Genomic DNA, 15270 nt, shown 5'->3' on the forward strand with positions numbered 1-15270 from the left:
CAATAAGTGCCGCCCCGGGTGGGGCGGCCACACATGAGCCGTGAATATGACTACTACTAGCTTGTCGCTCACCGAGTTGCTGGCTGCGCTGGGCACCCCGGAACGGGTGACCGCCCTCAAGGGGATCCGGCGCGGGATCGAGCGCGAATGTCTGCGCATCACCCCCGAAGGGACCCTGGCCCAGACCGATCACCCCAGAAGCCTGGGGTCGGCCCTGACCCATGCCAACATCACCACCGATTACTCCGAGAGCCTGCTGGAGTTCATCACGCCGGCCACCGACTCCATCGAGAGCCTGATCGAGCAGCTCGGCGACATTCACCGCCACACCATTCATCATCTGGGAGAGGAGCGGATCTGGCCCCTCTCCATGCCCTGCTTCGTCGGTGACGAGGAGAGCATCCGCCTGGCCCAGTACGGCAGCTCCAACATCGGGCGGATGAAGACCCTCTATCGCCAGGGGCTGAAGAACCGCTACGGCAGCCTGATGCAGGTGATCGCCGGGGTGCACTTCAACTTCTCCATGCCGGACAGCTTCTGGTGCGAGTGGCAGGATCTGGTGGGAGAGGGCTGCTGCAGCCAGCGCTTCATCTCCGACAAGTACATGGGGCTTATTCGCAACGTCTACCGCTTCGGCTGGCTGGTGCCCTATCTGTTCGGCGCGTCTCCGGCCATCTGCGACTCCTTCCTCAAGGGGCGCAAGAGCAGCCTGCCGTTCCAGAAGACCGGCAAGGGCACCCTTTACCTGCCCTATGCCACGGCTCTGCGCCTGTCCGATCTCGGTTACACCAACAGCGCCCAGGCGGGGCTCAAGATCAGTCATGACAGCCTGCCCGCCTATGTGAGCAGTCTGCGCCGGGCCATCAACACCCATGATCCCGACTTCGCCAGGATAGGGGTCAAGGTGAACGGCGAGTACCGCCAGCTCAACGACAACGTGCTGCAGCTGGAGAACGAGCTCTACGCGCCGATCCGCCCCAAGCGTACCCCCCGCAGCGGCGAGAAGCCCTCGGATGCGCTGGAGCAGCGCGGCATCGAATACATCGAACTGCGCACGGTGGACGTCAATCCTTTCACCCCGTTCGGTATCGAGGTGGATCAAATCCGCTTCTTCGATCTCTTCCTGGTCTGGTGCCTGTTGCGCCCGTCCCCCGTGCTCTCGGATGACGAGGTTGCCCGCAACCGCCGCAACCAGAACAAGGTGGTGCTGGAGGGGCGCCGCCCCGGCCTGACGCTTGAAGATGAGCAGGGCAATGCCATCGGCCTCAAGGAGTACGGCCTCAAGCTGTTCGACGAGCTGGCCGAGGTCGCAGCGCTGCTGGATCGCTGCTGTGGTCGCAACCGCTATCGCGAGACGCTGGCGATGCACCGTGAGAAGCTGCTCGACCCCGAGCAGACCTACTCCGCCCGCCTGCTCAAGCAGTTGCTTTCAAGCGGCCAGGACAACGGCTGCTTCGGCGATGCGCTGGCGAGCCGCTACCGGGAAGAGATGCTGGCCGGCGAGCTGCAATACTGGGACGAGGCCTACTTTGCCGGCGAGGCGCGGGACTCCCTGGCCAAGCAGCGGGAGCGGGAACGCAGTGACAGTCTGTCGTTCGACGACTTCCTGGCTGACTATTTCGGTACCCGCCAGACCACGGTCTGAGGATGCCGCCAGGATGACGAAAGCCGCTCCCGGGAGCGGCTTTTTCATGGGAGCCCGGCGGTGGCCTGGCATAAAAAAACGGCCCGTTCGGGCCGTTTTGCATGGGGTGGTTCACCGGTCAGAGGATGAGACCACCGAAGAAGAAGCCGAGCGCCACAGCCATGGCGATGGTGGCCACACCCGGGATGAAGAAGGGGTGGTTGAACACGGCCTTGCCGATGCGGGTGGAGCCGGTGTCGTCCATCTCGACCGCGGCCAGCAGGGTCGGGTAGGTCGGCAGCACGAACAGGGCGCTCACGGCGGCGAAGGAGGCGATGGCCGCCAGCGGGCTGACACCCAGTGCCAGGGCGGCAGGCATCAGGGCCTTGGTGGTGGCACCTTGCGAGTAGAGCAGCATGGAGGAGAAGAACAGCACCACGGCCAGCAGCCAGCTGTATTGGCTCAGCAGATCGCCGGCGAACGCCTGGATCTCGACCATGTTGCCCTTCACGAAGACGTTGCCCAGCCAGGCCACGCCCAGCACGCAGATACAGGCGGACATACCGGACTTGAAGGTCGGCATGTTGGTGATCTGGGCCGCGTCCAGTTTGCAGAACAGTACCATCAGGGTGGCGGCGGAGAGCATGATGCCCATGATGGCGCCATCGCGGGGGATCGGCGGATTGCTGATGAGGCCCACGTTGCCGGAGATGGCGGTGGCATAGGCCATCACGGCCACGATGGAAGCGACGAAGATGCCGACGGAGAGCTTGGCATAAGGCTTGATCTCAACCTGGCTGGTACCGCGCAGCTTGATGAGTCCCTTGGCTTTGCGCTCCAGATAGACTTCGTCCTGATCCAGCGGCTTGCCCAGCAGGTTGGCGATGAAGGCCCCCAGCAGACAGGCGATGAAGCTGGACGGGATGCAGATGGCCAGCAGGGTCAGGTAGTCGACGCCAAGCGGCTCCAGCATGCCGGAGAAGGCGACCACGGCCGCCGAGATGGGGGAGGCGGTGATGGCAATCTGGGAGGCAACGACCGCGATGGAGAGCGGACGGGAGGGGCGAATGCCCTGCTCCTTGGCCACTTCGGCGATCACCGGCAGGGTGGAGAAGGCGGTGTGACCGGTACCGGCCAGCATGGTCATCAGGTAGGTGACGACCGGCGCGGCGAAGGTGATGTGCTTGGGATTCTTGCGCAGGGCTTTTTCGGCCAGGTGCACCAGATAATCCATCCCGCCAGCCAGCTGCATACAGGCGATGGCGCAGATGACAGACGCGATGATCATGATCACGTCCCACGGGAGATAGGTCACCAGCTGATCGCTCGGGATGGGCATGCCCAGCCCCCAGGTCAGCACCAGTACCCCAAGACCACCGGCAAAGCCGATACCTATGCTGCCTATCCGGGCCCCCAGATAGATAGCGGCGAGCACGACAAGTAACTCGATTCCAATCATAGCGAACACTCCATTTTCCAGTTTTTTTAGGTTTTATTAGGCTGAAAAGCCAATTCCCGATGGGGCTGTGGAGAGACCGCTCGGGAATTGACTTTAAATGGGCCGGGATAACCCCGGCCCATCTGCTCGCTTATACGGTGGCTTCGCGGGTGTAACGCTTGGCTTTGTATTGCGGGTTCATCAGGTTCTCGATGGAGAGGATCTCGTCCAGCTGTTCGGCGGTCAGCAGGCCGCGTTCCAGCACGACTTCGCGGACGTTCTTGCCGGTTTGGGCACAGATCTTGCCGACGATGTCGCCTTCATGGTGACCGATGAAGGGGTTCAGGTAGGTCACGATGCCGATGGAGTTCAGCACGTGGTTCATGCAGATGTCCGGGTTGGCGGTGATGCCTTCCACGCACTTCTCGCGCAGGGAGATGCAGGCTTTTTCCATCAGGCTGAGGGATTCGAACATGGCCTGACCGATCACCGGCTCCATGACGTTCAGCTGCAGCTGACCGGCCTCGGCAGCGAAGGTGATGGTGACGTCGTTGCCGAATACCTTGAAGCAGGACTGGTTGACCACTTCCGGAATGACCGGGTTGACCTTGGCCGGCATGATGGAGGAGCCAGCCTGCATTTCCGGCAGGTTGATCTCTTTGAGCGCGGTGCGCGGGCCGGAGGAGAGCAGACGCAGGTCATTACAGATCTTGGAGAGCTTCATGGCCAGACGCTTGACCGCACCGTGCAGCATCACATAGGCGCCGCAGTCGGAGGTCGCTTCGATGAGGTCCTCTGCCGGCACGTAGGCACGACCGGTGATCTCGGCCAGACGCTTGATGGCAAGACCGGAGTACTCGGGCGGAGTGTTCAGACCGGTACCGATGGCGGTGGCGCCCAGGTTCACTTCCAGCAGCAGCTCCTGGCAACGCTTGATGGATTTGATCTCTTCACGCAGGGTGACGGCGAAGGCGTGGAACTCCTGACCCAGGGTCATGGGCACGGCGTCCTGCAACTGGGTACGGCCCATTTTCAGGATATGTTTGAATTCCTTGGCTTTGACATCGAAGGCGGCGATGAGGGCTTCCAGAGCGTGCAGGGTGGTGTCGGTGCTGTTGACCACGGCCACGCGGAAACCGGTGGGGTAGGCATCGTTGGTGGACTGGCACTTGTTGACGTGATCATTGGGGTTGATGACGTCGTAGCGACCCTTTTCAAGTCCCATCAGCTCGAGGGCGATGTTGGCCAGCACTTCGTTGGTGTTCATGTTGACGGAGGTACCGGCGCCGCCCTGATAGACATCGACCGGGAACTGATCGAAGCACTTGCCGGTGTTCAGCATCAGGTCGCAGGCTTCGACAATCTTGTCTGCGATCTCGGGACGGATGGTGCCCAGTTCACCGTTGGCCAGTGCAGCCGCCTTCTTGGTCAGGACCATGCCACGAACAAACTCGGGAACGTCAGAAATCTTCTGAGTGCTGATCTTGAAGTTTTCAACAGCGCGCAGGGTATGCACGCCGTAGTAGAGGTCGTTGGAAACTTCTTTGGTGCCCAGCAGGTCTTCTTCAATGCGGACGTTCTTGATGTCGCTCATTGTTATGCCTCAGAAATCAAATAAATGGAAACGATCCTCACCGAGTGGTCGCGATTTCCCTACGCACATTTCATCCTGAAGCACCACACATCGGGTGGGGCAGTTGGGAGCCAGTTGCTCCCTGTGCAATGACTGGTGTTGATGTTACCCCAATTGAGGTATCCGGTATTAGACCTGGATCACTAAATTTGAGGCAACCTCAAATTTCTTGTGGTCATTAAACAGATATTGCAATCGGGCGATTAACTTTGACAGAACAACCACCTCAATCCCAGTTGGGCGGACAAATATTTATCCGTATTCCGGGGCCTGCGGCAGGAGAGGCTTGAAAAATGATCAAGCAACCCCATTTTAATGTCAGAAGACCTGAACCCGGCGCGTCAGCATCAGCATCAGCGATGTGCGGCTGCCGACCGGACACCCCGGGTCCATTCATTCATCGCGCCGAGGTTGCTATGGGCAAGTTGTTACTGTTGTTGGTCGGGCTGGTATTGCTGGAGCTCACCGTCATGATCAAGGTGGGGTCCGTGATCGGGGCCTTGCCGACCGTTGGCTTGCTGGTGCTGACCGCCGTGCTGGGATCGTCGCTGGTGCGCAGCGAGGGGATCAAGACCCTGCTCACTGCCCAGCAGAAGATGCAGCTGGGGGAGATGCCCGGCCGCGAGGTGATGGGTGGCATGATGCTGGCGCTGGCGGGCTTGCTGCTGATTATCCCGGGATTTGTGAGCGATATTGTCGGTATCCTGCTGCTGCAGCCCTGGCTGCGCAACATGCTGGCCGACAAGCTGATTGACAGCAATCAGTTCAGGATGCAGATGGGGGGCTTCCAGGCTCGCCAGCAGCCGTTTGAACCAGGCCCGGGCGATGACAGACCCGGACAATCCCCGCGAGGGGGTGGCAATACCATCGAAGGGGAGTTCGAACGCAAAGAGTAATCGCGAGCCCCGAGCTGTGCTGTCAGGATCTCCCCTGATGGCACAGCCGCTCGAATCTGTGGCGGGCATACCCCCATGCCAGCAATCCGGCGGCCAGGTTCGCCAGCAGCATCCCCAGATAGATCCCCTGTTCTCCCCCCAGTTTTGCCCCCAGCCAGGCCCCTGGCAGCAAGAAGACAAACAGCCTGATGCCGTTTATCAGCAGTGACACCGCCGATGCCCTGACGCCGTTGAGCGCCGATGCCAGCAGCATCACCATGCCCTGAAAGCCGTAGCCAATAGGGACCAGATGCAGATAGAGCACGATGAGGCGCACCACTTGCGGATGATCGCTGAACAGATCGGCGATGAAGGGGGCGAGAAGCCAGGTCAGCACGTAGACCCCAAGCTGGAACAGCAGGGCAAAGCGCATGCAGAGCAGCAGGGCGGCCTTGGCTCGGGCCGGATTCCCGGCGCCGCAGTTCTGCGAGATGAAGGGGGCCAGCACGGAGGAGAGCGCCATCATCACGATGAGCAGCAAGGCCTCGACCCGGGATGCCGCGCCGTAGGCGGCGACCACCTCGGTTCCCAGCCCGGCGAAAATGATCATCAACACGGCGTTGGCCAGTGGGTTGAGCATGTTGGTAAACGATGCGGGCACCGCCACATGGAGCAGGGCGCGCCAATGGGCCAGCAGCTGAGGGCGGGGAGAGAGGCGCCAGCGCAGCAGGCCCTCGCGGTGGCGCAATATATAGAGGCTGACCAGCATGGCCATCAGCCAGGAGAGGGAAGTGGCGATGGCGGCTCCCCGAATGCCCCACTCAGGGAAGGGGCCTGGCCCGAAGATGAGCAGAGGATCCAGCACGCCGTTGACCAGACCGGCGACCCCCATCACCAGACTGGGGGTCTTGGTATCCCCCGTCGTCCGGATGGCCGCATTGCCGACCATGGGCACGACCAGCATGGGGACGGTCAGATACCAGATAAGCATGTAGTCGTGGATGAGGGAGATGAGCTCTGCGCTGGCACCCAGCAGGGTGAACAGAGGGGTAATGGTCATTGCCCCCAGCCCGGCGAGCAGACTCACCAGGATGACGGCAAGGAACAGACAGTCTGTAGTGATGCGGGCTGCCTCGTCATGGCGACCCTGCCCCAGGGCATGACCGAGCAGGGCACACAGGCCAGCCCCCAACCCCATGGTCAGGGAGGTGACGACAAAGGTGACCGGGAAGGTGAAACTGATGGCGGCCAGCGCCTGGGTACCCAGCATGCCGATAAAGAAGGTATCGACCAGGTTGAAGGCCAGGATGGCGATGATGCCCAGGATCATGGGGCCCGTCATGCGCAGCAGCATGGGTGTCATGGGGGCGGTCAGCATGGGATTGGGTCGGCTCAAGGCAGAGTCTCTAGGTGCTTTGGGCCTGAATGCTGGCCGTCTCCATCCGCCTTCCTGATTGGGGATGGGTGATCCATCGAAGGTGTTCATAGTACGTGAAAATATTTTTTTTGTATTTGCCCTTGAAGGGCTAGCCCTGTTGCCCCAGATCAGGGGCATGACAAATTTGGCCGATTGCGGCCATTCCTCAAGCAACACAGAGACTCATTTTGGGAGAGTTATCGATGAAAATTCGTCCACTGCACGACCGCGTCATCATCAAGCGCATCGAAGCTGAAGCCAAATCCGCTGGCGGCATCGTCTTGACTGGCACTGCGGCCCAGAAGTCCACCCGTGGTGAAGTTCTTGCCGTGGGGACTGGTCGAATTCTGGACAATGGGGATGTCAAAGCACTGGCCGTCAAGGTGGGTGACAAGGTGATCTTCAACGAAGGCTACGGCGTGAAGACCGAAAAGCTGGATGGCCAGGACGTACTGATCCTGTCCGAAACCGACATCCTGGCGATTGTCGAAGAGTAATCACCCTCCCTCTTTTCCCGAATTGATTTAAGGATTGAAGAACATGGCAGCTAAAGAAGTTAAGTTTGGCAACGAAGCTCGCATCAAAATGCTGGAAGGCGTCAACATCCTGGCCGATGCCGTCAAGGTGACCCTGGGCCCGAAAGGCCGCAACGTGGTACTGGACAAGTCCTTCGGCGCCCCGACCATCACCAAGGATGGCGTCTCCGTTGCCCGTGAAATCGAACTGGAAGACAAGTTCCAGAACATGGGTGCCCAGATGGTCAAGGAAGTCGCTTCCAAGGCCAATGACGCCGCCGGTGACGGTACCACCACTGCCACCGTACTGGCTCAAGCCATCGTCAACGAAGGCCTGAAGGCCGTTGCCGCCGGCATGAATCCCATGGATCTGAAGCGTGGTATCGACAAGGCCGTTGTGGCTGCCGTTGCCGAGCTGCAAGCACTGTCCACTCCCTGTGCCGACAACAATGCCATCGCCCAGGTAGGCACCATCTCCGCCAACTCCGACGAGAAGGTCGGCAAGCTGATTGCCGAAGCCATGGACAAGGTCGGCCGTGACGGCGTCATCACCGTGGAAGACGGTCAGGGCCTGGACGACGAGCTGGCGGTGGTAGAAGGCATGCAGTTCGACCGCGGCTACCTCTCCCCTTACTTCGTGAACAAGCCGGAAACCGGCTCCGTCGAGCTGGATGACCCCTTCATCCTGCTGGTGGACAAGAAAGTCTCCAACATCCGCGAAATGCTGCCGGTGCTGGAAGGTGTGGCCAAGGCGGGCAAACCGCTGATCATCGTGGCCGAAGACGTGGAAGGCGAAGCGCTGGCGACCCTGGTGGTCAACACCATGCGTGGCATCGTGAAAGTGGCCGCCGTCAAGGCGCCGGGCTTCGGTGATCGCCGCAAGGCCATGCTGCAAGATATCGCCATCCTGACCGGTGGTACCGTGATCTCCGAAGAAGTGGGTATGGAGCTGGAAAAAGCGACCCTGGAAGATCTGGGCCGTGCCAAGCGTATCGTCATCACCAAAGAGAACACCACCATCATCGATGGTGTGGGTGATGCCGCCCTGATCGAAAGCCGTGTGGCCCAGATCCGTCAGCAGATCGAAGAGACCTCTTCCGATTACGACCGTGAGAAGCTGCAAGAGCGCGTGGCCAAGCTGGCCGGCGGTGTTGCCGTGATCAAGGTGGGTGCTGCCACTGAAGTTGAAATGAAAGAGAAGAAAGCCCGTGTTGACGATGCCCTGCACGCCACTCGCGCAGCCGTGGAAGAAGGCGTGGTTGCCGGTGGTGGTGTAGCGCTGGTGCGCGTTGCTGCCAAGCTGGCCTCCCTGCGTGGTGACAACGAAGACCAGAACGTCGGTATCAAGGTTGCCCTGCGCGCCATGGAAGCCCCGCTGCGTCAAATCGTCATCAACGCCGGCGAAGAAGCCTCCGTCATCGCCAATGCCGTGAAGAACGGTGAAGGCAACTACGGTTACAACGCCTACACCGAACAGTACGGCGACATGCTGGCCATGGGTATCCTGGATCCGACCAAGGTAACCCGTTCTGCTCTGCAGTTCGCCTCGTCCGTCGCTGGCCTGATGATCACCACAGAGTGCATGATCTCCGAGCTGCCGAAGAAAGATGCACCTGCCATGCCTGATATGGGTGGCATGGGCGGTATGGGTATGATGTAATCCCGTCAAGTCATCAAACGGCTCGCTTTTGCGGGCCGTTTTTTTTAGTGCTACTAAGCTGAAGTTGTTGATAGTGAAATGATCTGAGGTGAACATGCGATACTTAGGGCTTCTCCCGTTACTCCTTTCCCTGGCCTTGCCGGGCATGGCGCAGGCGACACCGCAGGGGCCGGTCATTCTCAAGGTGACGGGTAATCTGGACCCTGCCGACCCGGCAGATGGAGAGGTGCTGTTCGATATGGCCATGATCCAGGCGCTGCCGCAGCATGAGGTGGTGACGAGCAATCCCTGGGTGGACAAACCGCACAAATACGTAGGGCCGAAACTGGCGGACGTGCTGACGGAGGTGAAGGCCAACGGCAAGAGCATCACGCTCACCGCCCTGAACAGTTTCCAGATCCGGATCAACTGGGATAAGGTCAAGCAATACGATCCTATCCTGGCCTGGCAGGATGACGGGATGACCATGCGGGTACGTGACAAGGGGCCGCTCTGGTTTATCCTGCCACTGGATCAGCATCCCGAACTCAGGCGTTCCGAGTTCACCGACATGATGATCTGGCAACTGAGTGCGATCGACATTCAGCAGTAAAAACGGTGGTTTACGGGAGTACTGGGTGAAAGCGAAGACCAGGGCATGGCCCTTACTCGGCGTTCTTTATCTATCCATTCTGTTGTTCACGGGTAGCACCCTCTATTGCCTGGTGCAGATACAAAATGCGACCCGGGTGATGGAGAAGTACACCTATGACGTCTCCTGGGCATTGATGCAGTTGCAGCTCGAGCTGGGCCGCTTTCTCAATGCCGTCGAGATTTACCACTATGGCGGCATAGACCAGGAAGCCCTGCTGCTCCGCTATGACATTCTCTGGAGTCGTACCCCTATTCTCCTGAGCGGCCAATTGAGAAAAAGCCTCGCGGACAATCCGAAGACGCTGCGGCTGGTGAAACTGACCGAAAGCAGTATCCGCAAGCTGGAGCCTGATTTGGTCAGGCTCAAACCGGGGACGCCGGATTACCAGCAAGTCATGATGACACTGGCGCCCTTGCAGGAACCCCTCTCTTACTCTCTTGCTTCCGTCATGCAGAACAACATCAACGTCTATACGGGCAACGACGCGCGTTTTGGCCAGCTGCGCAATGCCCTGCTGTTCATGGTGTTGGGGCTGGTGGTGTCCGTCATTCTGCTCAGCGGCCTGCTGGTGCGAGAAGCCAGGCGCCATTTCAGGACCGCTAGGATCGATCCCCTCACCGGGCTCGCCAACCGGCTGGCGTTGCTGGAAAAGATGGATGCCTACGTCACCCGTGACACCTCCTTCGGACTGGTGCTGGTCGACATCAACGACTTTCGTGATATCAACAGCAAGTTTGGCTACAACACAGGGGACCTCCTGTTGCAGGAGGTGGCAAAGCGGCTGCGCGCCCTGTGCGAAAACGGGGAGTGGGTGGCGCGTTTGGGGGGAGATCAGCTTGCCATGCTGCAACGGGAGGGGAGCGATCTTCGCCAGGTCAGGGAGCTCGTGGCCAGAGTACTCCACTCCATCAAGCAAGACATCATCATCGACAACTACCCTTTCCGGCTTGAGGTCGGTATCGGTATCGCCTTCTTCCCGACCGACAGCAACCAGACCCAGGAGTTACTCAGCCGGGCGGAGCAGGCCCTCTCTCACAGCCGCAAGACCCATGTTCCCTATGTCATCTATGACAGTTCCCTGCTCAACGAGACGGCCAGGCGCAAGCATCTCGCGTCCGACATGGTGATGGCGCTGGAGCACAATGCGCTCGAGCTCTATTACCAGCCCATCGTCAATCTTGAGAGCGGACGCTGTGAAGCCGTGGAGGCACTGCTGCGCTGGCGCCATCCCGAGCTTGGCTTTATTCCCCCCAACGAGGTGATCCAGGTGGCGGAAGAGTTCCAGCTGGCTGAGAAACTGGGTGGTTGGGTATTGAATACCGCATGTGAGCAACTTCATCAGTGGCAGCACCTGGGTTTGGTGGACTTGCAGATGTGCGTGAATATCTCCCCGGGCATGTACCAGCGCAACCTCTTGAAGCTGGTGGCCAGAGCGCTGATGGAGCACCATATCCCTGCGTCCAGCCTGGTGCTGGAGGTGACGGAAGACACCACCATGCGCGAGGTCAAGAACTCGCTGCAGTTGATGCAGGATCTCAGCCAGCAGGGGGTACATCTGGCCCTTGACGACTTCGGCACCGGCTACTCCTCCCTCAGCTATCTGCAGAAGCTGCCGGTGAGCAAGGTGAAGATAGACAGGTCCTTCATTCAGGGTATCGACACCTCCATCGAGGCGGCCGAACTGGTCGCCAACATCTGCCGTATGGGCTCCATGCTTGGCAAGAAACTGGTATGTGAAGGGATCGAGACCCAGGGGCAGCTCGATGTGCTGCGCTCATTGACCGACATACATCTGTATGGGCAGGGATATCTGTTCAGCCGCCCGGAGCATGCTGAAAAGGCCTATCAGACATTGCTGGAGATGGAAGAGCGCTGGTTGGCCCGGCGCTCGCCGGACAAGGCATATCTGCGTTGAACGATATGGCTCATGTCTCACCGGGCCCGGCCGATAGTCTCTTGGCAGGAGGTACACAATGGATATTTCTAGTTCTGCAAATGCGTCGTTCGGTTCTGCACTGATGGTGGCCAGCCTGGCCAAAAAGCAGCAGACCCAGGAAGGCGAATCCGCACTGAAACTGCTGGAAACAGCAGCGCAATCCGCTCCGGCTGCGCCGACATCGGCCAGCGCTTCCCTCGGAGGCAAGATCGATATCCGCGTCTGAGCGATAAAAAAGCCCCCATCTCTCGATGGGGGCTTTCTTTTTATTGGGTTGTTACCTGTCAGGCTCAGACCGGGAAAGGGGCCGGTGCCTCGAAGGTCATCCGCTCGCCGCTGCGGGGGTGGCTGATGGTCAGGCTGGCCGCATGAAGATAAAGGTGCGGTGCAGCCGTCAGCGCATCCGGGTTGGCGTAGAGGTTGTCGCCGAGGATGGGGTGGCCCAGCTCCAGCATATGAACCCGCAACTGATGGGAGCGACCGGTAATCGGGGTCAGCTTGATCAGGCTGTTGCCGTTCTCCACCTTCAGTTTCTGCCACAGGGTGAGGGCATGACGCCCCTCCTCAAAATCCACCTTCTGCTTCGGCCGGTTGGGCCAGTCGACGCAGAGCGGCAGATCCACTTCACCCGCATCCAGCACCGGTTCACCCCACACCCAGGCGAGGTAGTGCTTCTCGGTCTCACGCTCTCGGAATTGCCGGCTCAGCTCCCGGTGGGAGTTGGGGGTGAGCGGGATCACCAGCACGCCGGTGGTCGCCATGTCGAGGCGATGGGCAGCCGCCGCTTTGGGGTGCTGCTGCTTGACCCGATGGAGCACGCTGTCTTCATTCTCGGGGCCGCGTCCGGGGACGCTCAGCAGGCCAGTGGGCTTGTTGACCACCATGATGTCCTTGTCCTTGAACAGGATATCGAGCCAGGGTTCCAGGGGCGGTGAGTATACAAACATAGCGTCTCGCATCTTTGGTCAAAGCGGGGGCAAGCCCCCATTAGTTATGGATTACCACGATAAAAGTGCATGGCAGCCAACTCGCGTTGGGTTTGGCCATTTCACCGTTTTATCAGTTATGGGTAACCACAATAAAGCGGATGGCATCCAGCTTGAGCTGGGTCTGGTCGATCAGGTGGTGCAATTCTGCCTGCAGATTGCGCAGATATTCCAGCTCGCTGTCGCGCACATTCGGGTTGACCGCCTTGAGCGCTTCCAGCCTGTCCAGATCCTGCTGCAGGGTCTGCGCCATCTGGGCGCGGGCTTTGTCGACAATCCCGGCTTTCAGTTCGTTGGCAATGACCTCGCCCTTGCCAATCAGGCCGTGGATCACCGGCTGGGATGCGGTGACCAGCTTGCTGCCAAGGTGGCGGTTGACCGGTGTCAGCTGGCGGTTGAAGGCATCGAATGCCACCTTCTCTCCCAGATTCTGGCCGTTCTTGTCCATCAGCAGACGGATCGGCGTCGGCGGCATGAAACGGTAGAGCTGGGGATGGGCCGCAGACTCGGCGACGAAGATCAGCTCCAGCAGGATGGACCCCACCGGCAGCGCCTTGTTCTTGAGCAGTGCCACCGAGGTGGCACCGATCTCGGAACCCAGGATCAGGTCGATGCCGCCACGCATCATGGGGTGATCCCAGGAGAGCAGCGCCATGTCATCCCGCGACAGGGCGGTGTTGCGATCGAAGGTGATGGTCATGCCGTCTTGCGGCAGGCCAGGGAAGCTCGGCACCAGCATGTGATCCCCGGGAGTCAGCACCAGCGCATTTTCACCACGATCATCCTGGTTGACGCCGATCTCGTCGAACATCTTGAGGGCGAAGGAGATCATGCCGGTGTCGTCATCTTCGGCGGCGAGCTTCTCGACCAGCTGCTGGGCGGCCTCGCCACCGCTGGAGTGGATTTCCAGCAGGCGATCGCGACCCTGTTCCAGCCGGGCCTTGAGCGGCTCGTGCAGTTCGCGGGTCTTGGCCAGCAGGGCGTCGAGGGGGCCCTGCTCGCCGGTGTTGGCGGCCAGCAGCTCGAACAGCTCGTCACGTACCGCTTCGAACACCGGGCGGGCCGTCGGGCAGGTCTGCTCGAACGCATCCAGACCATCGTGATACCAGAGCTGCAGGGCGCGCTGGGCAGTCCCTTCCAGATAGGGAACGTGGATCTCGACGGTATTCTGCTGACCGATACGATCCAGTCGGCCGATACGCTGTTCCAGCAGATCCGGGTTGAGTGGCAGATCGAACAGCACCAGATGGCTGGCAAACTGGAAGTTGCGACCTTCTGAGCCGATCTCGGAGCAGAGCAGCACCTGAGCGCCCCCCTCAGCTTGAGCGAAATAGGCGGAGGCCTTGTCCCGCTCGAGGATCGACATCCCTTCGTGGAACACGGCGCCACGGATCCCTTCACGAGTGCGCAGCGCCTCTTCCAGGGCGATGGCGGTGGCTGCTTCGGAGCAGATCACCAGCACCTTCTGCTGACGGGCGGAGAGCAGCAGTTCCAGCAACCATTCGACGCGCGGGTCGAACTGGGTCCAGGTAGCGTTGTCGCCTTCGAACTGCTGGAAGATCTTCTCGGGATAGAGGTAGCGCAAGGCACGGGTCTGCAGATCGCCGCCGTTGCCACCCATCATGCCCATCACCTTGATGGCTGTCTTGTACTGCTCCGGCAGCGGCATGGGGTAGACGTTGAGATGACGCTCCGGGAAGCCCTGAATATTGGCGCGGCTGTTGCGGAACAGCACCCGGCCGGTGCCGTGTTGGTCCAGCAGCTTGGCGACCGCTTGCTGACGGGCGGCGCTATTGCTCAAGTCCAGCCCTTCCAGCTGGCTGGCAAGGATTCTTTTAGCTTCATCGCTCAGGGTCTCGCCATCCAGCAGCTCCTGGGCTGCGCTCGCGACCTGACCGTAGGCCTGCTCCTCGGCAAGGAAGGCGTCGTAGTCGTAGAAACGCTCCGGGTCGAGCAGGCGCAGACGGGCAAAGTGGCTCTGGTGGCCCAGCTGATCAGGGGTGGCGGTCAGCAGCAGCACGCCCGGTACTTGTTCGGCCAGCGCTTCCACCATTTCGTAGGCGCGGCTGGGGGCCTCCTCACTCCATTCCAGATGGTGCGCTTCGTCGACAACCAGCAGATCCCACTCGGCTTCCAGCACCTGTTCGAAGCGACGACGCTTCTTGCGCAGGAAGTCGAGGCTGCAGAGTACCAGCTGCTCGGTCTCGAAGGGGTTCTCAGCATCGGCGAACGCCTCGATGCAGCGCTCCTCGTCAAACAGGGAGAAGTGCAGGTTGAAACGGCGCAGCATCTCGACCAGCCACTGGTGCTGGAGCGTTTCGGGCAGCAGGATCAGTACCCGATGGGCGCGGCCGGAGAGCAGTTGCTGGTGAATGATCATGCCTGCTTCGATGGTCTTGCCCAGACCCACCTCGTCCGCCAGCAATACGCGCGGGGCGTAGCGGTGACCCACTTCATGGGCGATGTAGAGCTGGTGCGGGATCAGACTGACTTTCCCGCCTGCCAGGCCGCGAGTCGGGTTGCGGCGACGCTGGTGCTGGTTGACCAGCGCC

The 15270-nt window shown here is 60.3% G+C and carries 12 protein-coding genes (1 of these 12 cut by a window edge); 7 read left to right on the forward strand and 5 right to left on the reverse strand.

The genetic code is table 11. The features are described from left to right. Positions 1-46: 46 nt before the first annotated feature. Complete coding sequence (gshA, locus tag H7R73_RS02975; RefSeq protein ID WP_029313807.1) at positions 47-1645, forward strand: glutamate--cysteine ligase; 1599 nt, start codon at positions 47-49, stop codon at positions 1643-1645. A 118-nt stretch (positions 1646-1763) separates the two neighbouring features. On the opposite strand, the gene H7R73_RS02980 is transcribed toward gshA, so the two are convergent. Together H7R73_RS02980 and aspA are read right to left on the reverse strand one after the other, a co-directional pair. Further along, on the reverse strand, positions 1764-3083 hold the full coding sequence (locus tag H7R73_RS02980; RefSeq protein WP_010673132.1) for an anaerobic C4-dicarboxylate transporter: 1320 nt from the start codon (positions 3081-3083) through the stop codon (positions 1764-1766). Between the two features lie 130 nt (positions 3084-3213). Next, a complete protein-coding gene (gene aspA, locus H7R73_RS02985) occupies positions 3214-4656 on the reverse strand; it encodes an aspartate ammonia-lyase (protein WP_010673133.1) in 1443 nt (480 codons plus the stop codon). A 455-nt stretch (positions 4657-5111) separates the two neighbouring features. Between aspA and H7R73_RS02990 the strand changes: the two genes are divergently transcribed. Next, entirely contained in the window at positions 5112-5591 is a 480-nt protein-coding gene (locus H7R73_RS02990) for an FxsA family protein (RefSeq protein WP_103260832.1), read from the forward strand. A 22-nt stretch (positions 5592-5613) separates the two neighbouring features. Here H7R73_RS02990 and H7R73_RS02995 read toward each other — a convergent pair whose 3' ends face one another. Next, entirely contained in the window at positions 5614-6948 is a 1335-nt protein-coding gene (locus H7R73_RS02995; protein ID WP_232092774.1) for an MATE family efflux transporter, read from the reverse strand. A gap of 242 nt (positions 6949-7190) precedes the next feature. Between H7R73_RS02995 and H7R73_RS03000 the strand changes: the two genes are divergently transcribed. The 5 genes from H7R73_RS03000 to H7R73_RS03020 all read left to right on the forward strand — a co-directional run bounded on the left by H7R73_RS03000 (position 7191) and on the right by H7R73_RS03020 (position 11958). After that, entirely contained in the window at positions 7191-7484 is a 294-nt protein-coding gene (locus H7R73_RS03000; protein WP_005309514.1) for a co-chaperone GroES, read from the forward strand. A 43-nt stretch (positions 7485-7527) separates the two neighbouring features. After that, positions 7528-9162: a chaperonin GroEL gene (groL, locus tag H7R73_RS03005; protein WP_010673136.1), complete on the forward strand. Its 1635-nt coding sequence runs from the start codon at positions 7528-7530 to the stop codon at positions 9160-9162. Between the two features lie 94 nt (positions 9163-9256). Beyond that, on the forward strand, positions 9257-9754 hold the full coding sequence (locus tag H7R73_RS03010) for a molybdopterin-binding oxidoreductase (RefSeq protein ID WP_029313815.1): 498 nt from the start codon (positions 9257-9259) through the stop codon (positions 9752-9754). A gap of 25 nt (positions 9755-9779) precedes the next feature. After that, positions 9780-11711, forward strand: a complete 1932-nt coding sequence (locus tag H7R73_RS03015) for a putative bifunctional diguanylate cyclase/phosphodiesterase (protein WP_103260830.1) — start codon at positions 9780-9782, stop codon at positions 11709-11711. Positions 11712-11769: 58 nt separating this feature from the next. Then, positions 11770-11958, forward strand: coding sequence for a hypothetical protein (locus tag H7R73_RS03020; RefSeq protein WP_103260829.1), 189 nt, complete (start codon positions 11770-11772; stop codon positions 11956-11958). 64 nt (positions 11959-12022) lie between these two features. Here the strand turns inward: H7R73_RS03020 and rluA are convergent, their stop codons facing one another. Beyond that, on the reverse strand, positions 12023-12679 hold the full coding sequence (gene rluA / locus H7R73_RS03025) for a bifunctional tRNA pseudouridine(32) synthase/23S rRNA pseudouridine(746) synthase RluA (protein ID WP_042014863.1): 657 nt from the start codon (positions 12677-12679) through the stop codon (positions 12023-12025). A 112-nt stretch (positions 12680-12791) separates the two neighbouring features. Next, positions 12792-15270: the 3' portion of an RNA polymerase-associated protein RapA gene (rapA, locus tag H7R73_RS03030; protein WP_103260828.1), read on the reverse strand. 389 nt of this gene lie beyond the right edge of the window; 2479 of the gene's 2868 nt are visible here — the last part of the coding sequence; the start codon falls outside the window, past its right edge — the gene reads right to left on this strand; the stop codon is at positions 12792-12794.

Source organism: Aeromonas sp. WP2-W18-CRE-05 (genome assembly GCF_014168615.1).
Lineage (GTDB): Bacteria > Pseudomonadota > Gammaproteobacteria > Enterobacterales > Aeromonadaceae > Aeromonas > Aeromonas caviae.

Excerpts from the sequence above, each read along its gene's own strand:
- H7R73_RS02980 (WP_010673132.1), bottom strand. The coding sequence starts at position 3,083 with ATGATTGGAATCGAGTTACTTGTCGTGCTCGCCGCTATCTATCTGGGG.
- gshA (WP_029313807.1), top strand. The coding sequence starts at position 47 with ATGACTACTACTAGCTTGTCGCTCACCGAGTTGCTGGCTGCGCTGGGC.
- groL (WP_010673136.1), top strand. The coding sequence starts at position 7,528 with ATGGCAGCTAAAGAAGTTAAGTTTGGCAACGAAGCTCGCATCAAAATG.
- H7R73_RS03000 (WP_005309514.1), top strand. The coding sequence starts at position 7,191 with ATGAAAATTCGTCCACTGCACGACCGCGTCATCATCAAGCGCATCGAA.
- H7R73_RS03010 (WP_029313815.1), top strand. The coding sequence starts at position 9,257 with ATGCGATACTTAGGGCTTCTCCCGTTACTCCTTTCCCTGGCCTTGCCG.
- rluA (WP_042014863.1), bottom strand. The coding sequence starts at position 12,679 with ATGTTTGTATACTCACCGCCCCTGGAACCCTGGCTCGATATCCTGTTC.
- aspA (WP_010673133.1), bottom strand. The coding sequence starts at position 4,656 with ATGAGCGACATCAAGAACGTCCGCATTGAAGAAGACCTGCTGGGCACC.
- H7R73_RS02995 (WP_232092774.1), bottom strand. The coding sequence starts at position 6,948 with ATGCTGACCGCCCCCATGACACCCATGCTGCTGCGCATGACGGGCCCC.
- H7R73_RS02990 (WP_103260832.1), top strand. The coding sequence starts at position 5,112 with ATGGGCAAGTTGTTACTGTTGTTGGTCGGGCTGGTATTGCTGGAGCTC.
- H7R73_RS03020 (WP_103260829.1), top strand. The coding sequence starts at position 11,770 with ATGGATATTTCTAGTTCTGCAAATGCGTCGTTCGGTTCTGCACTGATG.